Raw genomic sequence first — 21,367 nt, 5'->3', positions numbered from 1 at the left:
TTCGTCCGAGTGGTAACCAGAGACGAAACCTAAACAACACTGGAGATGCACATGAAGCACAAGAAAATGAGCTGGCTGATCGCCACGCTCTTCACGTCCCCTATGCTGGTCCAACAAGCATTTGCCCAGGAAGCGGCGGGCGACATCCAGCAAGTGAACGTGACCGGCATCCGCGCTTCGGTGCGCAATGCGCTGGCCGCCAAGGAAGCTTCCAACAGCATCGTTGAAGTCATCGCATCCGAAGACATCGGCAAGCTGCCCGACACCACCATCGCCGAATCGCTGGCGCGCCTGCCGGGCATGTCGTCCGGCCTGGATCGCGGCAACGCCAGCCAGATCGTCGCGCGCGGCATGGGGCCACGCTTCATCGGCGCCACGCTGAACGGCCGCGAGCTGGCCTCGTCGGAGCCTAACCGCGCCGTGCGTTTCGAGCAGTTCCCGTCGGAGTCGCTGAGCGGCGCCACCATCTACAAGACGCAGAACGCCGAGCTGGCGGAAGGCGGCATCGCCACTTCCATCGACCTGCAAACCGTCTCGCCGTTGAAGTATTCGGGCCGCCAGGTATCGCTGAAGGCGGACGCGCTGTACTACGCGCTGGCCAAGGACATCGGCGGCGCCGACAAGACCGCGCCGCGTCTCGGTGGCGTCTACATCGACCAGTTCAACAACAAGACGCTGGGCGTGGCGCTGGCCTTCAGCTACCAGGACCAGCCTTCGATGCAGAAGAATATCCGTCACTGGGGCTTCAACGAGGACCATTCGGCTGATCTGAACGGCGACGGCAAGGTGGATAAGACGCCATGGGGCTTCCAGGACGACGTCCGTCACGGCAAGGACAAGCGCACCAGTGTACTGGCCAAGGCCGAGTGGAAGCCGAACAAGGATGTGCTGATCACCGCCGACAGCTACTACGCCAAGACCGCGATCGACGAGGCGCAAATGCAGCACTGGACCGGGGACATGGGTAACTGGGACGGCGGCAACTCCGGCAATTTCAGCAACCTCGATATCCGCAACGGCTATGTGGCCGGCGGCACCGTCAAATGGGTCAACGTCATCAACAACGACGCCCGCTGGATCCAGGACAACAGCGTCGCCGCCAGCGGCTTGAACGCCAAGTTCAACGTCGGCGACTGGAAGGTGGAGTCTGACCTATCGACCTCGCACGCGATGCGCGCCAGCCAGTGGCGCGACCTGCGCCAGACGTCGAAAAACAGCACCACCATCAACTGGTCCTTCACGGGCGACGAGCGCCAGAGCTACGACTTCGGCGGCCTGGACACCGGCAACCCGGCCAACTTCGGCGCGCCCACGCTGTATGTCGACACCGACGGCCATGTCAAGGATCTGCTGAACGCCGTGTCGTTGAGCGCCTCGCGCCCGATCGAGAACAGCATCGTCAGCCGCCTGAAAGTCGGCGTGCGCGCCACCGATCGCGAGAAGAGCTATCGCCAGACCACCTGGCAGCTGAATCCGACGGCGGCGATTCCCGACTCGGCCTACGAGACCGTCAACGTCAGCGGCTTCCCTTCGTATATCGCGTTGAAGGACTTCGGTGCGTCGACCGCCGCCGCCTTTGGCCCCAACGCCTTTAATCCCGACGGCCAGGTACGGCAGGATTGGCAAATCCGGAACGATGCGTTGTCCGGCTGGAAGGTCAAGGAGCGCAGCACCTCGGCCTTCGTGCAGGGTGACTTGGACGGCGAAGCCTTCGGCAAGACCTATCGCGGCAACGTCGGCGTGCGCCTGGTGCACACCACGCAGACCGGCTACGGCGCGCAGTCGCTGAACGGCGCGGCGCCGACGGCGGTCGAAGGCGGCACCTCCTACAACGAGATCTTGCCCAGCCTGAACCTGATCTTCAACATGGACGAGGCGCAGGAACGCCAGGTGCGCTTCAGCGTGGCGCCCGCCAGGTCGCGCGCGCCGCTGGACGAGATGCGCGCATCGCGCAACCTGAACGTGGTATCGGATTCCACCCAGCCGGTCACCGGCAGCGCCGGCAATCCAGAACTGAAGCCGATGATGGCCAACCAGGTCGACCTGGCCTACCAGTGGTACTTCAGCAAAGGCTCGCTGCTGTCGGCCGGCGCGTTCTACAAGAAGGTATCGCGCTACATCGCCATCACCAGCGACACCACCACCGTCAACGGCCGCCCAGCCACCATCACCCGTTCGGTCAACGGCGATGGCGGCGACATTCGCGGCGTGGAGCTGGTGTACCAGCAGGCCTTTACTTCGCTGCCGGCGCCGTTCGATGGCCTGGGCATCGCCAGCAACTACGCCTACACCACCAGCAACATCCACGAGAAAACGCCGAGCGTGAATCCTTATCCGATCGAAGGTCTGATGAAGAGCAACGGCGGCGTGACGCTGTGGTACGAGAAGGCAGGCTACGAGGCGCGCATCTCCGCCAACTACCACAGTGCTTTCGTGCGTAATCCAACCTGGGGCGCCGGCCAGTTGATCATGAACGAAGCCGAAACCTACCTGACGCTGAACCTGGCCAAGCAGCTGACGCCGAACGTGCAACTGCGCTTCGGCATCGACAACCTGACCAACCAGAAGGCCGTCTACACCAGCGCGAACATCCCGGTACAGCAGGAGGTCACCGAGTTCGGCCGCCGCTTCAACCTGGGCCTGTCGTTCAAGATGTAATCTGTTTTTGTCGTGGCTTTGACGGGGCGGCGCGTGATGGCGCTGCTCCGTTTTTTTCATCAAGGGGACGCAAATTGAAATCGACCATATTCAACTGGCGGCGGCTGTGCTCCGCCGTTCTGCTGCTGACGGCCTGCGTGGCCGCGCAGGCCGCAACGATGGGCCGCGAGCGCTTGTCGCTCGACCGCGGCTGGCTGTTCCACCTGGGCGACATCGTCCAGCCGCCGATCAAGGGAAGCGATGAATCCTACGACAACGCCAAGGCGGGCAACGCCGCCGGCGCGGCCGGCACCGAATACGACGATTCCGGTTGGCGCCACCTGGACCTGCCGCATGACTGGGCGGTCGAAGGCCCGTTCGACCCCAACGCCAACATCGCGCAGGGCTATCGCCCGCGCGGCGTCGGCTGGTACCGGCGCTATCTGCGCGTGGAAGCGGCCGACCGCGGCCGCCATTTTGAACTGCAGCTCGACGCCATCGCCACCCACGCCACCGTGTGGGTGAACGGGAATGTGGTCAACCGCAACTGGTCCGGCTACAACGCCAGCTATATCGACATCACACCCTATCTGCGCTACGGCGACGCGATGAACACCATCGCCATCCGCGCCGACGCCGAGGCCATGGAAGGCTGGTGGTACGAGGGCGCGGGCATGTACCGCCATGCGTGGCTGGTCAAGCGCGATCCGGTGCACGTCGTCACCGATGGCGTGCACGCCACGCCGCGCCTGGGCAAGAACAATCAGTGGACCATTCCGGTCGAGGTTACGCTGAACAACAGCGGCAAGCAGGCCAGCGGCGTGACGGTGGAAGTGTCGGTGTTCGACCCGACCGGCAAGCAGGTGGCGCGCCAGAGCGTCGCTGCCCGCATCGGCGTGTTGGACACGAGCACGGTGAAGGTGCCGGTGGCCGTCGACCATCCGGCCCTGTGGTCGCTGGAGAAGACCAATCTGTATCGCGTGACCACGCGCGTTCTGCAGGATGGCAAGGCGCTCGATGAAGTGTCGCTGCATACCGGCTTCCGCACCATCCGCTTCGACGCGGCGCAGGGCTTCTTCCTCAACGGCGTGCATGTGAAGCTGCAGGGCGTGTGCATCCACCAGGACCATGCGGGCGTCGGCGTGGCCGTGCCGGATTCGGTGTGGGAGTACCGCCTGCGCCGGCTCAAGGAGCTGGGCGTGAACGCGATCCGCTTCTCGCACAACGCGCCGGCGGCCGAGGTGCTGGACCTGGTGGACCGCATGGGCTTTGTCGTCATGGACGAGAACCGCAACTTCAATCCATCGCCGGACTACATGAAGCAGTTGGAGTGGATGGTCAAGCGCGACCGCCATCATCCGGGCGTGGTCCTGTGGTCGGTGTTCAACGAGGAGCCGGAGCAGGCCACGGAAGTGGGCTATGAAATGGTGCGCCGCATGTCGGCCACGGTGAAGGCGCTGGACGACACGCGTCCGGTCACGGCGGCGATGAACGGCGGCTTCCTGACTGAGCTGAACGTGTCGCACGCGGTGGACGTGGTGGGCTCCAACTACCATGTGCCGGACTACGACCGCTATCACAAGGCCTATCCGAACAAGCCGTTCACCAGCTCCGAGGATACCTCGGCCTTCATGACGCGCGGCGAGTTCCAGACCGTGCGCGAGAAAAACCTGATCGCCAGCTACGACGACGACGCGGCCAAGTGGGGCAACACCCACCGCGACGCCTGGCAGGCCATCGCCACCCGGCCATACGTGGCGGGCGGCTTCGTCTGGACCGGCTTCGATTACCGCGGCGAGCCGACGCCCAACGAATGGCCTTCGGTCAGCTCGGCGTTCGGCATCATGGACCTGAACGGCTTCCCCAAGAACGCCTACTACATCCACCAGGTACAGTGGATCAAGGACCGTCCGCTGATCCATATCGCGCCGCACTGGAACTGGAGCGGCAGCGAGGGCAAGGACATCCGCGTGATGGTGATGGCCAACGTGGAACGCGTGCAGCTGCTGCTGAACGGCCGCGTGCTGGGTGAGCAGAAGGTGGACCCGTACCGCATGAACAGCTTCAACGTCGCCTACGCGCCCGGCAAGCTGGAAGCGATCGGCTACAACGGCGGCAAGGAAGTCGCGCGCACCTCGGTGGAGACCACCGGCGCCGCCGTCGCGCTGGAGCTGGTGCCGGACCGGGCGCAGCTGGCCGGCGATGGCCGCGATGCGATGCCGATCACCGTGCGCGCGCTGGACGCGCAAGGCCGTGCCGTGCCGCTGGCCGACGCGCAGGTGACCTTCGTGGTGACAGGCGGCGGCCGCTCCATCGGCCACGGCAACGGCGATCCGAATTCGCACGAGGACGAGAAGGGCGCGACGCGCCGCCTGTTCAACGGCCTGGCGCAGCTGATCGTGCAGACCAACTACGACGGCAAGGACGCGATCGAAGTGACCGCCACAGCGCCCGGCCTGGCGCCGGCGCGCATCAGCATCCCGGTCAAGGCCACACCGGCGCAGCCCTTCGTGGCGCAGGCCGAGGCGCCGCTGACCTTTGTGCGCGGCTGGCGCATCGCGCCGGACAGCGCCCAGCGTCCCGACCCTAACCAGCAGCTGACCAGCTTCGACATGAACACCTGGGGCTGGGGATCGCCGCCGATGATCGCGCCGGCCGCCGCCAAATATCACCTGTACCGCTCCAGCTTCACGCCGCGCAAGAACCTGTCCGATGGCAGCGGCGTGCTGCGCTTCGCGGGCGTGCGCGGCAAGGCGGAGTTCTGGCTGAACGGCCAGCTGGCCGGCAAGAAGGACAGCTACGCGCTGGAGGCGTTCGAACTGCCGCTGCCGGCCGGCGCCGGCAAGCGCGAGATCAACGTCATCGTTGAAGCGGAGCCGGGCCAGGCCAGCGGCATCGAGGGCTATGTGAGCATTACGCCACGCTTGCTGGCAAAGTAGCAATTTTCAGCATGGCGTTGACAGTGAGGAAATAAATCGCGCGCTTGCCCGCCAAATATGCGGGCGGCGCGCGTGATTCGGTTGACGGCGTTCCGCGCGCTGCCTATAGTGGCGGGATGATTCCAGATTTCCAAGAACTATCCGACAAAATCGACCAGTTGGCCGAGATGACCCACGCCCTGCGTCGGGAAAATACCGAACTGCGTCAAATCAATGCCGCCCTCGTGGTGGAGAACCTGGGTTATCGGCGCCAGTTGACCGAGGCGGCCGGCCGCGTCGAGGCTTTGTTGGAAAAAATCCCCGCGCTCGACGGCGACGCCGAAGAGGAACAAAAGCCTGAAAACGAGGACGCACGATGATACAGCTGGATGTGACCATCATGGGTTCGCCGTACCGGCTGGTCGTCAAGGAAGGCGAGGAGCGCGCGCTGCGCGAGGCCGCGGCCTTCCTCGATAAAAAGATGACGGCCATTCGCGACGCCGGCAAGATCAAGGGCAACGACCGCATCGCCGTGATGGCGGCGCTGGGTATGGCGGCGGAATTCCTGTCGGTGAAATCGCCGGTGGGGCCGTTGTCGGACATGTCGATGCTGGAAGTGCAGACGCGGATCAGCGCCATGCACAAAGTGCTCGATAGCGCGCTGACGCCACAAGAAACCCTGTTTTAATTCGCTAAACTCCTTCCTTTGCGGCGGACAAGAGAGTAAACTTCGTCTCACCCTGCGGTGTTCGCGATTGCCATATATTCCTTGAACCATTTATGTGCACCGGTTGCGGAATTTTGTTCGATGGGCGTGAGCGTCGCTAGTCCGATGAACCCGAAATTGAACTAACTGTGACCACCTTGAACCGTTTGGTTCGGGATGCCGGCAAAGACGGCACAGGCGGGGCCTCATTACTAAAGAAGCGGTTGCAAGCATGTGAGTGCGCAGCCGCTTTTTTTCGTCTGGAGAAAAATCTATGCAGTACTGGTTGATGAAATCCGAGCCTGATGAAGTGAGCATCGACGACGTGATGGCGTCGCCGGGCCAGACCACGCCGTGGTTCGGCGTGCGCAACTACCAGGCGCGCAACTTCATGCGCGACGGCATGCAGGACGGCGACGGCGTGCTGTTCTACCACTCCAGCTGCCCGGAGCCCGGCATCGCCGGTCTGGCGCGGGTGGTGGGCGGCCCGTATCCGGACGCCACGCAGTTCGACAAGGACAGCAAATACTACGATCCCAAGGCCACGCCGGAGCAGCCGCGCTGGATCTCGATTGACGTGCAAGGCACGCAGAAAACGCGGCTGCTGCCGCTGGCCGAGATGCGTACCATACCGGCGCTGGAGGACATGGTGGTGCTGCAAAAAGGCAGCCGCCTGTCGATCACGCCGGTGACGGCGGCGCAGTGGAACGCCATCGTCAAGCTGCTGAAAAAGAGCGGCTGATGGACCTGGGCCTGGTGCTGATCCTGCTGTTGATGGGCGCCGTGGGCGGCTTCATGGCGGGACTGCTGGGCATAGGCGGCGGCATGATACTGGTGCCGTTCATCACGCTGATCTTCAGCGCGCAGGGCTTTCCGGAGGGGGCGATCATCCACATGGCGGTGGCGACATCGCTGGGCGTGATCCTGTTCACGTCGATGTCCTCGGTGCGCGCGCATCATCAGCATGGCGCGGTGCTGTGGCCGGTGGCGCTGCTGCTGGCGCCCGGTATCTTGCTGGGCGCGTGGTGCGGCCCGTGGATCGCCAAGCAAATGAGTTCGGCGGGGCAGGCGCTGTTGTTCAGCATCTTCCTGACCTTCTCCGCGACGCAGATGCTGCTCGCCAAAAAAGCCGTGCCGGCCGAAGGTGTCGCGCAGCGCGGCCTGCCGGGCAACGCCGCCATGTTCGGCGCCGGCGGCGTGATCGGCCTGGTGGCGGGGCTGGTGGGCGCGGGCGGCGGCTTCCTGTCGATACCGTTCATGACCTGGCGTAACGTCAAGATCCATAACGCCGTGGCGACCAGCGCCGCGTTGGGATTTCCGATTGCGCTGGCCGGCACGCTATCGAATATCTACTACGGCTGGAACACACCGGACTTGCCCCGCTATTCGCTCGGTTTCGTTTACATGCCGGCGTTGCTGGTAATCGCCGCGGCCAGCGTCACGCTCGCGCCGCTGGGCGCGCGCACCGCGCACAAGCTGCCGGTGCAAACCCTGCGCAAAATCTTCGCGATAGTGCTGTACTGCCTCGCCGCCTACATGTTACGCAAAGCAAATTGGGGTCAAGTCTGACATTCGGACACGGCCTCTGCCGTAGCAGAGCGCTACGGCAGAGGCCGTGTCCGAATGTCAGACTTGACCCCAACGGTTAGATGGGCGCGCGGCCCTTCTGTTTGACTTGGTAGGACCACACCAGCATGGCGGCCGCGCCGACGATCATCGGCAGCGACAGCACCTGCCCCGAGGTGATAGGTATGCCGAGCACGGTGGTCTCCCAGTCCGGCGTGCGGAAGTATTCGGTGAAGAAGCGCGCGCAACCATACAGCAGCGTGTACATCGCGCCGACCGCCAGCCGTGGACGCTCCTTGCGCGAAAACAGCCACAGGATGACGAACACCAGCAGCCCGTCGATCAGCAACTGGTAGATCGGCGACGGATGGCGCAGGCCCTCCAGGAACACGGGATTCGGATGCAGCGGATAGGCGTTGTTCGGCCACAGCATCGCCCACGGCAGCGACTGGTCCGTGACCACGCGCCCCGGCAGCTCGGCGTTGATGAAGTTGCCCAGCCGGCCGGCGGCGTAACCCAGCGGCACGAGCGGCGCGATGAAGTCGTACACGTCCAGCAGGTTGCGCCCGCTCTTGCGCGCCCACAGGGCCATCGCGATCAGCACGCCGAGGAAGCCGCCGTGGAAGGACATGCCGCCATGCCAGACCTTGAAGATCTCGATCGGATCGGAGAAGTACTTGACCGGCTCGTAGAACAGCACCTCGCCCATGCGCCCGCCGATGATCACGCCCAGCATGCCGTAGAACAGCATGTCGTCCAGGTCCTCCTTCCTCCAGCGCTGCGCGGCGATGTGCGGCTGTTTGATACGCACCCGTCCCAGCGTGATGAACAGGGCGAAGGCGAGGACGTACATCAAGCCGTACCAGTGGATCGCCACCGGCCCCAGTTGCAGGGCGATCGGATCGGGCATCGGGTGTATCAGCATAGGGTGTTCTTTCGTAATAATTCCAAAAAGCCGCGCAGCACCGGCGAGGCGTTGTCGCGCCGCCAGGCCAGGCCGGTTTCGACCAGCGGGGTGGCGTCGCGCAGCGCCCGGTATTCTACCCCGGGCCGCATCAGGTTGGACACGGACTGCGGCACCAGCGCCATCCCCATCCCGGCCGACACCAGGCTGACGATGGTCTGCATCTGGATCGCCTGCTGGCCGATTTCCGGCGTGATGCCGGCGTCGCGGAACACCGACAGGATGGCGTCGTACAGGGCCGGCGAGATCGCGCGCGGGAAGACGATCAACGGCAGCTTGGGCAAGGAGGCCAACGCCAGCTTGCCTTTCTTCTTCAGCAGCCCGGCCGGCAGGGCCAGCACCAGCGGCTCGCTCAGCACCGGCAGGTAGTCCAGCTCCAGCCCGGCCTTGTCCGGCAGCGGCGGGATCAGCAGGCCGGCGTCGATACGGTTGTGCAGCAGGTCGTCCAGCTGCAGGTCGGACGTGGCTTCCTGCAGCGTGATCTGCACCTGCGGATACGCTGCGCGGTAGGCGCGCAGGAAGGGCGGCAGCACGCTGTAGTCGGCCGAGGAGACGAAGGCCAGCGTCAGCCGCCCGACCTCGCCGGCGGCGGCGCGCTGCACCAGTTGCGGCAGTTCCAGCGACTGCGCCAGCATGCGGCGCGCCTCCGGCAGCAGCGCCAGGCCGGCCGGCGTCAGCGCCACGCCGCGCCGGTTGCGCTCGAACAGCGCGGCACCCAGCAGCTCCTCCAGCGCCTGGATGGTCTGCGACAGCGGCGGCTGCGTCATGTGCAGGCGCAGCGCCGCCTTGCCGAAGTGGAGTTCCTCGGCGACGGTGACGAAATAGCGTAGCTGCCGCAGTTCCAGGTTCATATTGTTTACTATTGAAATTTGTTCCAGTGATATTTTATACGACTCACAGGGCCGCAAATACTATATTTGACATGGGGGCAGGGCCAAGGCAATCTCTCATACTAAGCCAGCGGTCTTAAGCCCGCCTTTATCATTGGAGATCCATCATGCCGCAATACCGTTCCCGCACCACCACCCACGGCCGCAACATGGCCGGCGCCCGCGCCCTGTGGCGCGCCACCGGCATGAAGGACGGCGATTTCGACAAGCCTATCGTCGCCGTGGTGAACTCGTTCACGCAGTTCGTGCCGGGCCACGTGCACCTGAAGGACCTGGGCCAGCTGGTGGCGCGCGAGATCGAAAAGGCCGGCGGCGTGGCCAAGGAATTCAACACCATCGCGGTGGACGACGGCATCGCCATGGGCCACGGCGGCATGCTGTATTCGCTGCCGTCGCGCGATTTGATCGCCGACTCGGTCGAGTACATGGTCAACGCCCACTGCGCCGATGCGATGGTCTGCATCTCCAACTGCGACAAGATCACGCCGGGCATGCTGATGGCCGCGATGCGTATCAACATTCCGGTGGTGTTCATCTCCGGCGGCCCGATGGAAGCGGGCAAGGTGCTGAAGGTGGTCGACGGCAAACAGAAGATCATCAAGCTCGATCTGGTCGATGCGATGATCAAGGCCGGCGATCAAACGGTCAGCGATGCGGATGTCGCCGAGATCGAGCGTTCCGCCTGTCCGACCTGCGGTTCGTGCTCGGGCATGTTCACCGCGAACTCGATGAACTGCCTGACCGAGGCGCTGGGCCTGGCGCTGCCGGGCAACGGCACCATCGTCGCCACCCACTCCGACCGCGAGCAGCTGTTCCTGCGCGCTGGCCGTTTGATCGTCGAACTGGCCAAGCGCCACTACGAGCAGGACGACTACTCGGTGCTGCCGCGCTCCATCGCCACCAAGGCCGCGTTTGAAAACGCGATGGCGCTGGACGTGTCGATGGGAGGTTCCACCAACACCGTGCTGCACCTGCTGGCCGCCGCGCACGAGGCGGGCGTGGACTTCGATATGAAGGACATCGACCGCATCTCGCGCAAAGTGCCTTGCCTGTGCAAGGTCGCGCCGATGACCGACAAGTACCACATCGAGGACGTGCACCGCGCCGGCGGCATCGTGGCGATCCTGGGCGAGCTGGCGCGCGCCGGTTTGCTCGACACCTCGCTGCCGACCATCCACGCGCCGACGCTGGGCGATGCGATCGAACGCAACGACATCAAGCGCACCGACGATCCGGCCGTGCAGCAGTTGTTCCGCGCCGCGCCGGGCGGTGTGCCGACGCAGGTGGCGTTCTCGCAATCGGAGCGCTACGGCGCGCTGGACACCGACCGCAGTACCGGCTGCATCCGCGACAAGGCGCACGCCTATTCGCAGGACGGCGGCCTGGCTGTCTTGTACGGCAACCTGGCGGAGAACGGTTGCATCGTGAAGACGGCCGGCGTGGACGAAAGCATTTTGAAATTCAGCGGCAAGGCGCGCGTGTTCGAGAGCCAGGACGCGGCGGTTGAAGGCATCCTTGGCGATACCGTGCATGAAGGCGATGTGGTCATCATCCGCTACGAAGGTCCGAAGGGCGGTCCTGGCATGCAGGAGATGCTGTATCCGACCTCGTACATCAAGTCCAAGGGTTTGGGCAAGGCTTGCGCGCTGCTGACGGACGGCCGCTTCTCGGGTGGTTCCTCGGGACTGGTGATCGGCCATGCTTCGCCGGAAGCGGCGGAGGGCGGCGCCATCGGCCTGGTGGAGGAGGGCGACATGATCGACATCGACATCCCGAACCGCACCATCAGCCTGCGCATCAGCGATGCCGACCTGGCGGCGCGCCGCGCGGCGATGGAGGCCAAGGGCAGCGATGCATGGAAGCCGGTCAACCGCGAGCGTTATGTGTCGCAGGCGCTGCAAGCCTACGCGGCGCTGACCACGTCGGCCGACCGCGGCGCCGTGCGCGATCTGTCGCAGATCAAGCGTTAAGCCAGTACGGGCTTGCCCGCAATATGCCCGCTCCGCCCGGAGCGGGCGTTATTTATTCTTGTCGAAATTCTGCTTCACGCGCGCCTTGCGGCGCTTTTCGTCCTCGTCGTGCGCCTTGCGCTTGTCCAGCCCCAGCATCGGCTCCAGGAACTCGAACCACACGAAAGCGAAGACCATCAGCCCGATTATCCACCACCAGGACAGCAGGGCGAACTTCCACACTTCGAAATAGCGCAGCCCGCATAGGGCGATGATCACCAATATCATGGGCATGACGTTCTCCTCCGGTTACCTCATCTTACAAAGAAAATGGCTTTGCGGGCAGCAATATTCTATTATCGGTCAACGAGGATATCAGCTATGACGTTTAATGTTCTATAGCAAAACACGGTAGAATTGTTGGCAGAATTGAGTAGCACTTACCTGGAGAAGACAATGAAACGTAATTTGATGATGGTTGGTATGGTGGTCGCTTCGGCATTCGCATCGCAAGCCGCGATGGCGGACGCGGGCATGGATCTGGCAAAAGCGAAGAACTGCCTGGCTTGCCACGCTGTGAGCACCAAGCTGGTCGGTCCTGCCTACAAGGATGTCGCCGCCAAATACGCCGGCCAGAAGGATGCTGAAGCCAAGCTGGTCACCAAAGTGATGAAGGGCGGTTCCGGCACCTGGGGCGCGATCCCGATGCCAGCCAATCCGCAAGTGAGCGACGCCGAAGCCAAGACCCTGGTGAAATGGGTGCTGGCGCAGAAGTAATCCGCGCCGCAGTAGTATAAAAAAAACGCGCCTTCGGCGCGTTTTTTGTTGGTTCAATCAATGCTTACTTGATAACCGAGGTGATCGTCTTGGTGCCGTTGTTGTAGTTATACAGCGTCAGCGAACCATCCTTGATGTCGCCCTTTGGATCGAACTCGATCAGGCCGGTCACGCCCTGATACTTGATCTTCTGCAGGAACGGCAGGTACTTGGCAGGCTCAGCCGAGTTAGCCGCCTGCATCGCAGCAGCCATCGTCATGACCGAGTCGTACACGTACGGCGCGTACAGTTGCACGTCCATGTTGTACTTTTTCTTGTAGCGGGCATGGAAATCGTCCATGTTCTTTTGCAGCTCAGGCGGCACACCGCCGGCTTCCGCGCAGGTGACGACCTTGACCGCGTCCGCGCCAGCCAGCTTGGGCAGCGATTCGGTGCACAGGCCGTCGCCGCCCATGTACTTGGCCTGGATGCCCAGCGCTTTCATCTGGCGCAGCAGTGGGCCGCCCACCGAGTCCATGCCGCCGAAGAAGATCAGGTCCGGGTTCTTGCCCTTGATGGTGGTCAGGATGGCGTTGAAGTCGGTGGCCTTGTCGGTGGTGAATTCCTTGCCGACGATTTGCACGCCCGGCAGCGCCTTCTTCGCGCCCTTGATGAATTCTTCCGCCACGCCCTGGCCGTAGGCCGTGCGGTCGTCGATGACGGCGATCTTCTTCACGCCCATCTTGCCGACCGCGTAGCTGCCCAGCGTGCCGCCCAGCTTGGCGTCATTGGCGACCACGCGGAACACCGAGTTGAAGCCTTGCTGCGTGTATTTTGTCTGGGTGGTGGCTGGCGAAATTTCCGGGATGCCGGCGTCGAAGTAGATCTTCGACGCGGGGATGGTGGTGCCCGAGTTCAGGTGGCCGATCACGCCGTTGACTTTGGCGTCGACCAGCTTCTGCGCCACCGCCGTGCCCTGTTTCGGATCGCCGCCGTCGTCTTCCAGCACGAGCACGAACTTGACCGGCTTGCCGCCGATCTTGATGCCTTTGGCGTTCAATTCTTCGACGGCCATCTTGGCGCCGTTTTCATTGTCCTTGCCCAGGTGCGCGGATGGACCGGAGACCGGCGCGACGTGGCCGATCTTGATCACTTCTTGCGCACCGGCGCTGCCAGCGAAAGCCAGGGCGATGGCGAGTGGAATGAACTTGGTCTTGAACAGCATATGCATTCTCCAATGGTTGAATAAGCGACGGTGTCTCTCTGAGCGCCGCAGGATTTTTCCTGCAAGGCCAAAAGGTACAACAAATTATTCTTATCGCAAAGGGAGTTTCGCAGGGTTTCGCACTTTGGGGAGGCGTTTCCCGGTTTTGGGGCGGCGGCGCACTGGAATTTCCAACTTTTAATACAGTGGCGCACTGAAGGCGTGCGGTCCGCGCAACGGTTGGGCGCGGACCGGGGGAGAGGGTTACTTCTTCTGGGCTTGCAGGTGCGTGAGTTCCTGCGAGACGGCGCGCGCAACAATTTTTTCTATCGTGTCGTGCAGGCCGATACGGATTTCGTTGGTCAGGCCGTGCAGGGCGTGGGTCAGCACTTCGGCCATGCTGTCCTTGATGCGCTGCTCCAGCACGAAGTCCACGCGCGACTGCAGCTGGTGCATGATGCGTTCGGACAGGCGATGCTCCATCATCGCCCATTCCGCATCGCTCCAGTTGTCGATGGCGTCGGCTTCCAGCTGCGCGGCCATTTCGGCGCGCTTGGAGAGAGTCGAACGGCCGGAAGCGGCCTCGCCGGGCAGCAGTTCATCGCCCAGCGGCTCGGCCTTCAGAACTTCCGTCAATACAGGGATACTGGCGTCAAACGATTGGGCTTGGCTCATGATTTTCCTGTGACAAAGTGGGTAAGTGGATAGTCTTGCTGCTTGTATGCGACATAGCGCTTGCGGCCTGCGGCCGCATCATCCTCATCGGAGGAAATTACTTCGATCATGCGCTCGAATTGCGCGACCCCGGAGGGCGCGCGGCGCGACAAATTTACCAATAATTCTTTGTGTGGTAATTCTGCCTCATCGTTGTCCGTGAGTATGATCGGCGTGTGCGCTGCGAGCGCGTCGCCGGCCAGCACGTGGGGCAGGAAGTCGGTGGCGGAAAATGTCCACATCGCCGCGTTAAGTTCTGCCAGTTGTGCCGCATCGTCTGCCATCAGCACCACGCGCTTGTTCGCGCCCCAGGCCTTGCGCACGAGGCGGCAGGCATAGGCGATTTTGTCCGGCACGTTGGTGTGGAAATCGATGCGTGTCATAGCTGTTTTGATCTGTTCTGTAGAGGGGAAGTGCATGCAGCGCGATGCTGCGTGATTCCAGTTTATGCGAAAATTATTTTTGGCGCTGGCATCGATGTTGCTACCGAACGCCGATTTTAGAACTGGAAGCCGGGCGGCGCATTGACCGGCGGCAGGGGCTTGGCGGGCTCCTCCACGGGGTGCACCATTTCGGGCGCGGGCGGAGGCGGCGGTGCGGCGGATACCGGCGCCGGATATCGATAATTCGGTGGCAAGCGTTTTTCCAGCGGATAGCCGGCGTCGCTCAACAACACATCCCAGCTGTTCTGCTCGAAGCCGGTCAGCTTGCTGCGGCCGACCAGCAGAAATGGAAATTGGCCGTTGCCGCCGGCCTTCTTCAGCGCCACCTGGTCGTCCACGGTGGCGACGGTTTTTTCAGTGAAGGGAATGCCGCGCGCCATCAGCATGGCGCGGCCGTTGCTGCAGCCGTCGCACTGCGCCGTGGTGTACAGCGTGACCGGGCGGTTGCGCACGGCGTCGGCCAGTTCCTGCGGCAGCTCCACCGTGGCGCCGCCGGTGGCGAACGATTTCAATTCGACTTTCGTCCTGGCCGGCGTGGACGGTGGCGGCGGCTGGTCGCTGTAGTGGGTCACGCCTTTGTCGTCGACCCATTTGTACACCTGCGCGCCGGCCGTACCGAGGCACAGCAGCGCGATGGCGAACGCGGCCAGCCGTTTCATGCTCAGGCCGCCATGCCGCTGTGACGCAGCAGCGCGTCGATGCTGGGCTCGCGGCCGCGGAAGGCCGTGAACGATTCCAGCGCCGGACGCGAGCCGCCCACCGACAGGATCTCCTGCAGGTAGCGCTTGCCGGTTTCGGTGGTGGCTGCCGGGCCGAGGGCCTTGGCTTCCTCGAACGCGGCGTAGGCGTCGGCGGACAGCACCTCGGCCCACTTGTAGCTGTAGTAGCCGGCCGCGTAACCGCCGGCGAAGATGTGGCCGAACGAGTTCTGGAAACGGTTGAACGCCGGCGGAATGATCAGCGCGAACTTGGCGCGGACTTCGTCGATCAACTGCTGCACGGTCTTGCCGGTGCTGGCGTCGTAGTCGTAGTGCAGGTGCATGTCGAGCAGCGAGAACTCCACCTGGCGCAAGGTCTGCAGGCCGGACTGGAAATTCTTCGCGGCCAGCATCTTGTCGTACAGCGCGCGCGGCAGCGGCTCGCCGGTGGTTACGTGCGAGGTCATGTGTTCCAACACTTCCCATTCCCAGCAGAAGTTCTCCATGAATTGCGATGGCAGTTCCACCGCGTCCCACTCGACGCCGGAGATGCCGGACACGCCGAGCTCGTCCACCTGCGTCAGCATGTGGTGCAGGCCGTGGCCGAATTCGTGGAACAGCGTGATCACTTCATCGTGCGTGAACAGCGACGGTTGTGCGACGCCGTCCACCACCGCTGGCTCGGTGAAGTTGCAGGTCAGGTAGGCGACCGGGGTCTGGATTTTTTCTTCCTCGGCGCGGCGGCCGCGTGCATCGTCCATCCAGGCGCCGCCGCTCTTGCCGGCGCGCGCGTACAGGTCCAGGTAGAACTGGCCGATCAGTTTGCCGTTGCGCTCGATGCGGAAGAAGCGCACGTCCTTGTGCCATACCGGCGCGTCGTCCGGCTTGATCTCGACCGTGAACAGGTTCTGGATCAAACGGAACAGGCCACCGACCACTTTGTGTTCGGGGAAGTACTGCTTCACTTCCTGCGCGGAGAATGCGTAGCGGCGCTCCTGCAGTTTCTCGGAGGCGTAGGGGATGTCCCAGGCTTTCAGCTCGGCGATGCCCAGCTCGTCCTGCGCGAATTTTTTCAGCTCGGCCAAGTCCTGCTCGGCGAACGGACGGGCGCGCTTGGCCAGGTCTTCCAGGAAGGCGATCACCTGGTCGGGCGATTGCGCCATCTTCGGCACCAGCGATACCTCGGCGAAGTTGTTATAGCCCAGCAGCTTGGCTTCCTCGTCGCGCAACTTGAGCAGCGTGACGATGTTCTGTGTGTTGTCCCACTCTTCCTTCTTGCTGAACACATCGCCCTGCTCGGAAGCCTTGGTGGCGTTGGCACGGTAGATGGTCTCGCGCAGTTCGCGCTTGTCGGCGAATTGCAGGATCGGGAAGTAGGACGGGAAGTGCAGCGAGAATTCGTAGCCTTGCTTGCCTTCCTTTTCTGCCGCGGCGCGCGCGGCGGCCTTGACGTCGGCGGGCAGGCCGGACAGTTCGGCCTCGTCTTCCACCAGCAGCTTGTAGTCGTTGGTGGCGTCGAGGACGTTTTCGGAGAAGCGGGTCGAGACCGACGCGTGCTCTTCCTGGATCTCGGCGAAGCGTTCCTTTTTATCGGCCGGCAGCTCGGCGCCGCCCATGCGGAAGTCGCGCACGGCGTTGTCGATGATGCGCTTGCGGGCCGGCGACAGGCTGTCGAAGCCGGCCGACGCGCGCAGCGCCTTGTACTTGTCGAACAGCGCCTCGTTCTGGGCCAGCGCGGTCCAGAACTCGGTCACCTTCGGCTGGTTCTCGTTGTAGGTGGCGCGCAGCTCGGGCGTATCGACCACATTGTTCAGATGGCTGACGATGCCCCATGCGCGGCCCAGCAGCTCGGTGGCGTTTTCCAGCGGGGTGACGAAGTTATCCCAGGTCACTTGCTCGGACGGTGCTTCCAGTTGCTCGACCACGGCGCGGCTCTTGGCCAGCAGTTCATCGATGGCCGGGGTGACGTGCTCGGGCTTGATCGCGTCGAAACGCGGCAGGCCGGAAAAGTCGAGGAGAGGGTTGGTAGCGTCAGTAGTCATGTCAGTTCCAATATGTTCGTTACAGCGTCGTCCCCGCGCAGGCGGGGACCCATAGAACGCAAGCTCAGCATGGGCTCCCGCGTGCGCGGGAGCGACGGCATTTAAGTGCGCTCGGCCGCTTCGACCGTGTTCATCAGCAGCATGGTGATGGTCATCGGGCCCACGCCGCCAGGTACCGGCGTGATGTGCGATGCCACTTCCTTGACGCCGGCGAAGTCCACGTCGCCGCACAGCTTGCCCGCGTCGTCACGGTTCATGCCGACGTCGATCACGATCGCGCCTGGCTTGACCATGTCGGCCGTCAGGGTGTTGCGGCGGCCGACGGCGGCCACCACGACGTCCGCCTGGCGGGTGTACAGGCCCAGGTCCGGGGTCGCACTATGGCAGATGGTGACGGTGGCGTTGGCTTGCAAGAGCAGCAGCGCCATCGGCTTGCCGACCGTGTTGCTGCGGCCGATGACCACCGCGTGCTTGCCGCGCAGGTCGACGCCGGTGCTTTCGATCAGCTTCATGCAGCCGTACGGCGTGCACGGGCGGAAGCCTTCCAGGCCGGTCATCAGCTCGCCGGCGCTCAGCACCGAGTAGCCGTCCACGTCCTTGGTGGTGGAGATCGCTTCGATGACCTTGTGCGGGTTGATATGCTTGGGCAGCGGCATCTGCACCAGGATGCCGTGGATGGCCGGATCGGCGTTCAGCGCGGCGATGCGCTCCAGCAGCGCGGCCTCGCTCAGGTCGGCGGGATACTGCTCCTTGAGCGAGTAGAAACCGGCATCCTCGCAGCCCTTGACCTTGTTGCGGACATAAACGTGGCTGGCCGGGTCGTCGCCGACCAGGATCACGGCCAGGCCGGGTTGTTTGCCTTTGGCGGTGAGGGCGGCAGCACGTGCAGCAATTTCCGCGCGCAGTTTTTGGGAGAGGGCGATTCCGTCGATCAGTTGAGCAGGCATGATTTAACCAGGTTGGAGAGGAAAGCAGGATTATAAAGCCGCAGCGCGCATTGCGCCTCGTTTCCCGCTGCCTGGTCGTGCTGCGACGCACAAGATTTTCATATGGCAATTTCATAATACGAAATGACGTATCGTAATTTGAAAAAGCAGAAAACTGCTGTTAGAATCGCACACGGCATAGAAGTATTGGTAAATAATCAGCGTCACATCGGCAATCAAACTCAGGAGACTTAATACATGTCAGCTCAACTTGACCAGGTAACGGCAAACACCGACCCTGATTCGCAAGAAACCAAAGAATGGTTGGACGCACTGGCCGCAGTGCTGGAACAAGAGGGGCCTGAACGTGCTCACTACCTGATGGAACGCCTGATCGACCTGGCCCGCCAGAGCGGCTCGGACATCCCGTTCTCCGCCAATACCGCCTACGTCAACACCATTCCCGCCCATCTCGAAGTCCACTGCCCTGGCAACCTGGAATACGAAGAGAAGCTGCGCTCGTGGATGCGCTGGAACGCCATGGCGATGGTCGTCAAGGCCAACCGCGTCGACGGCGACCTCGGTGGCCACCTGTCCTCGTTCGCCTCGCTGGCCAACATGCTGGGCATCGGCTTCAACCACTTCTGGAAAGCGCCGAGCGAAAACCACGGTGGCGACCTGCTGTACATCCAGGGCCACTCCTCGCCGGGCGTGTACGCACGCGCCTTCCTCGAAGGCCGCCTGTCCGAAGAACAGCTGACCCATTACCGCCGCGAAGTCGACGGCAAGGGCCTGTCCTCGTATCCGCACCCTAAACTGATGCCGAACTTCTGGCAGTTCCCGACCGTGTCGATGGGCCTTGGCCCGCTGATGGCGATCTACCAGGCGCGCTTCCTGAAGTACCTGCACGCGCGCTCGATCGCCGACACCACCGACCGTAAAGTCTGGGCCTTCTGCGGCGACGGCGAGATGGACGAACCGGAATCGCTGGGCGCCATCGGCATGGCCGCACGCGAGAAGCTGGACAACCTGGTCATCGTCGTCAACTGCAACCTGCAGCGCCTGGACGGCCCTGTGCGCGGCAACGGCAAGATCATCCAGGAACTGGAAGCGGACTTCCGTGGCGCCGGCTGGAACGTGGTCAAAGTCATCTGGGGTCCGGGTTGGGACGCGCTGCTGAAGCAGGACAAGGACGGCATCCTGCGCAAAGTGATGATGGATACCCTGGACGGCGAATACCAGAACTACAAGGCCAAGGACGGCGCCTACGTGCGCAAGCACTTCTTCGGCAAGCATCCGAAGCTGCTGGAGATGGTCGCCAACATGACCGACGACGACATCTGGCGCCTGACCCGCGGCGGCCACGATCCGCACAAGATCTACGCCGCCTTCAAGGTCGCCCAGGAACACAAAGGCCAACCGACCGTGCTGCTGGTGAAGACCATCAAGGGCTTCGGCATGGGCAAGCACGGCGAAGCGCGCAACACCGCGCACAACACCAAGAAGCTGACCGACGAAGCAGTGCGCGAAATGCGCGACCGCTACTCGATCCCTATCCCGGATGACAAGCTGGCCGACATCCCGTTCTACAAGCCTGCCGACGACGCACCGGAAATCAAGTACCTGCACGAGCGCCGCGCAGCGCTGGGCGGCTACCTGCCGGCCCGCCGCATGCAGGCCGACGAGAAGCTGACCGTGCCGCCGCTGTCCGCGTTCCAGAACGTGCTGGACGCGACCGCCGAAGGCCGCGAAGTGTCGAGCACCCAGACCTACGTGCGTATCCTGACCACGCTGCTGAAGGATTCCAGCGTCGGTCCACGCATCGTGCCGGTGCTGGTCGATGAATCCCGTACCTTCGGTATGGAAGGCCTGTTCCGCCAGGTCGGCATCTTCAACCAGCAGGGCCAGTTGTACGAGCCGGTCGACAAGGACCAGGTGATGTACTACCGCGAAGACAAGGCCGGCCAGATCCTGCAAGAGGGTATCAACGAAGCCGGTGGTATGAGCTCGTGGATCGCCGCTGCGACCTCGTACTCGACCAACAACCGCGTGATGATCCCGTTCTACACGTACTACTCGATGTTCGGCATGCAGCGTATCGGCGACCTGGTATGGGCCGCCGCCGACATGCGCGCCCGTGGCTTCCTGATGGGCGGCACCGCCGGTCGCACGACGCTGAACGGCGAGGGTCTGCAGCACGAAGACGGTCATAGCCATCTGTTCGCAGCGGCTGTACCGAACTGCATGCCTTACGATCCGACCTTCGGCCACGAACTGGCCGTGATCATCCAGGACGGTATGCGCCGCATGGTGGAAGAGCAGGAAGACGTGTTCTACTACATCACCATCATGAACGAGAACTATCCGCACCCAGGCATCAAGCCGGGCCAGGAAGCGGGTATCCTGAAGGGCATGTACCTGCTGCACGAGGGCGACAAGAAAGCCAAGCAGCGCGTACAGCTGATCGGTTCCGGCACCATCCTGCGCGAGTCGATCTTCGCCCAGGAACTGCTGCTGAAGGACTGGAACATCGCCGCCGACGTGTGGTCCGCTCCGTCGCTGACGCTGGTGGCCCGCGATGGCCAGGATGCCGAGCGCTGGAACCTGGTCAACCCGACCAAGGAACAACGCGTGCCGTACGTGACGCAGCTGCTGAAGGACACCTCCGGCCCTATCGTTGCGACGACCGACTACATGCGTGCGTTTGCTGAGCAGATCCGCGCCTTCATTCCTAAAGACCGCACCTACCGCGTGCTGGGCACCGATGGTTTCGGCCGTTCGGACACCCGCGCCGCGCTGCGCGAGTTCTTCGAAGTGAACCGTTACTACATCACGGTCGCTGCGCTGAAATCGCTGGCGGAAGAAGGCAAGATCGACGCGAAGGTGGTGGAGCAGGCAGTCGTCAAGTACGGCCTGAACGCCAACAAGCCAAATCCGGTGACCCAATAATTAGA

At 63.1% G+C, this 21,367-nt stretch carries 18 protein-coding genes and 1 other RNA gene; 10 read left to right on the top strand and 9 right to left on the bottom strand.

The window, feature by feature from the left end:
• Window positions 1-51 precede the first annotated feature (51 nt).
• The 7 genes from HUX88_RS24160 (at window position 52) to HUX88_RS24130 (ending at window position 7,830) form a co-directional block, all read left to right on the top strand.
• The gene (locus tag HUX88_RS24160) at window positions 52-2,658 is read left to right on the top strand and encodes a TonB-dependent receptor (protein WP_176363411.1); all 2,607 of its coding nucleotides are present in this window, start codon (window positions 52-54) and stop codon (window positions 2,656-2,658) included.
• A 74-nt stretch (window positions 2,659-2,732) separates the two neighbouring features.
• The gene (gene galA, locus HUX88_RS24155; protein WP_176363410.1) at window positions 2,733-5,576 is read left to right on the top strand and encodes a beta-galactosidase GalA; all 2,844 of its coding nucleotides are present in this window, start codon (window positions 2,733-2,735) and stop codon (window positions 5,574-5,576) included.
• A gap of 44 nt (window positions 5,577-5,620) precedes the next feature.
• Entirely contained in the window at window positions 5,621-5,935 is a 315-nt protein-coding gene (locus HUX88_RS24150; RefSeq protein WP_307720784.1) for a hypothetical protein, read from the top strand.
• Window positions 5,932-6,243, top strand: coding sequence for a cell division protein ZapA (locus tag HUX88_RS24145; RefSeq protein ID WP_117011786.1), 312 nt, complete (start codon window positions 5,932-5,934; stop codon window positions 6,241-6,243). The genes HUX88_RS24150 and HUX88_RS24145 overlap by 4 nt, the downstream gene beginning before the upstream one ends.
• Window positions 6,244-6,289: 46 nt before the next feature.
• Window positions 6,290-6,470, top strand: a non-coding RNA gene (gene ssrS / locus HUX88_RS24140) — 6S RNA.
• A gap of 65 nt (window positions 6,471-6,535) precedes the next feature.
• The gene (locus tag HUX88_RS24135; protein ID WP_176363409.1) at window positions 6,536-7,003 is read left to right on the top strand and encodes an EVE domain-containing protein; all 468 of its coding nucleotides are present in this window, start codon (window positions 6,536-6,538) and stop codon (window positions 7,001-7,003) included.
• Entirely contained in the window at window positions 7,003-7,830 is an 828-nt protein-coding gene (locus tag HUX88_RS24130; protein ID WP_176363455.1) for a sulfite exporter TauE/SafE family protein, read from the top strand. Before HUX88_RS24135 ends, HUX88_RS24130 begins: the two co-directional genes overlap by 1 nt.
• A 76-nt stretch (window positions 7,831-7,906) precedes the next feature.
• Here the strand turns inward: HUX88_RS24130 and lgt are convergent, their stop codons facing one another.
• Entirely contained in the window at window positions 7,907-8,752 is an 846-nt protein-coding gene (lgt, locus tag HUX88_RS24125) for a prolipoprotein diacylglyceryl transferase (RefSeq protein WP_176363408.1), read from the bottom strand.
• A complete protein-coding gene (locus HUX88_RS24120) occupies window positions 8,746-9,642 on the bottom strand; it encodes a LysR family transcriptional regulator (RefSeq protein WP_117011782.1) in 897 nt (298 codons plus the stop codon). The genes lgt and HUX88_RS24120 overlap by 7 nt, the downstream gene beginning before the upstream one ends.
• 146 nt (window positions 9,643-9,788) lie before the next feature.
• Between HUX88_RS24120 and ilvD the strand changes: the two genes are divergently transcribed.
• The gene (ilvD, locus tag HUX88_RS24115) at window positions 9,789-11,651 is read left to right on the top strand and encodes a dihydroxy-acid dehydratase (RefSeq protein ID WP_176363407.1); all 1,863 of its coding nucleotides are present in this window, start codon (window positions 9,789-9,791) and stop codon (window positions 11,649-11,651) included.
• A 48-nt stretch (window positions 11,652-11,699) separates the two neighbouring features.
• Here the strand turns inward: ilvD and HUX88_RS24110 are convergent, their stop codons facing one another.
• Entirely contained in the window at window positions 11,700-11,924 is a 225-nt protein-coding gene (locus HUX88_RS24110; protein ID WP_117011780.1) for a TIGR04438 family Trp-rich protein, read from the bottom strand.
• A gap of 162 nt (window positions 11,925-12,086) precedes the next feature.
• Here HUX88_RS24110 and HUX88_RS24105 point away from each other — a divergent pair, with 162 nt between their 5' ends.
• A complete protein-coding gene (locus HUX88_RS24105; protein WP_117011779.1) occupies window positions 12,087-12,407 on the top strand; it encodes a c-type cytochrome in 321 nt (106 codons plus the stop codon).
• A gap of 64 nt (window positions 12,408-12,471) precedes the next feature.
• On the opposite strand, the gene HUX88_RS24100 is transcribed toward HUX88_RS24105, so the two are convergent.
• The 6 genes from HUX88_RS24100 to folD all read right to left on the bottom strand — a co-directional run bounded on the left by HUX88_RS24100 (window position 12,472) and on the right by folD (window position 18,434).
• Window positions 12,472-13,611, bottom strand: coding sequence for a branched-chain amino acid ABC transporter substrate-binding protein (locus tag HUX88_RS24100; RefSeq protein ID WP_117011778.1), 1,140 nt, complete (start codon window positions 13,609-13,611; stop codon window positions 12,472-12,474).
• Window positions 13,612-13,854: 243 nt separating this feature from the next.
• Entirely contained in the window at window positions 13,855-14,265 is a 411-nt protein-coding gene (locus HUX88_RS24095; protein WP_117011777.1) for a hypothetical protein, read from the bottom strand.
• Window positions 14,262-14,687: a DNA polymerase III subunit chi gene (locus tag HUX88_RS24090; protein WP_117011776.1), complete on the bottom strand. Its 426-nt coding sequence runs from the start codon at window positions 14,685-14,687 to the stop codon at window positions 14,262-14,264. The genes HUX88_RS24095 and HUX88_RS24090 overlap by 4 nt, the downstream gene beginning before the upstream one ends.
• Before the next feature lie 116 nt (window positions 14,688-14,803).
• Entirely contained in the window at window positions 14,804-15,406 is a 603-nt protein-coding gene (locus HUX88_RS24085) for a glutaredoxin family protein (RefSeq protein WP_176363406.1), read from the bottom strand.
• A 2-nt stretch (window positions 15,407-15,408) separates the two neighbouring features.
• Complete coding sequence (locus tag HUX88_RS24080; protein ID WP_176363405.1) at window positions 15,409-17,487, bottom strand: M3 family metallopeptidase; 2,079 nt, start codon at window positions 17,485-17,487, stop codon at window positions 15,409-15,411.
• Window positions 17,488-17,588: 101 nt separating this feature from the next.
• The gene (gene folD / locus HUX88_RS24075) at window positions 17,589-18,434 is read right to left on the bottom strand and encodes a bifunctional methylenetetrahydrofolate dehydrogenase/methenyltetrahydrofolate cyclohydrolase FolD (RefSeq protein WP_117011773.1); all 846 of its coding nucleotides are present in this window, start codon (window positions 18,432-18,434) and stop codon (window positions 17,589-17,591) included.
• A gap of 237 nt (window positions 18,435-18,671) precedes the next feature.
• Between folD and aceE the strand changes: the two genes are divergently transcribed.
• A complete protein-coding gene (gene aceE / locus HUX88_RS24070; protein ID WP_176363404.1) occupies window positions 18,672-21,362 on the top strand; it encodes a pyruvate dehydrogenase (acetyl-transferring), homodimeric type in 2,691 nt (896 codons plus the stop codon).
• Window positions 21,363-21,367: the final 5 nt, after the last annotated feature.

Origin of the sequence: Duganella sp. BJB1802 (genome assembly GCF_013369445.1) — a bacterium.
Classification (GTDB): domain Bacteria; phylum Pseudomonadota; class Gammaproteobacteria; order Burkholderiales; family Burkholderiaceae_D; genus Rugamonas; species Rugamonas vulcania_A.
This window is presented reverse-complemented; position numbering and strand designations above follow the sequence as displayed.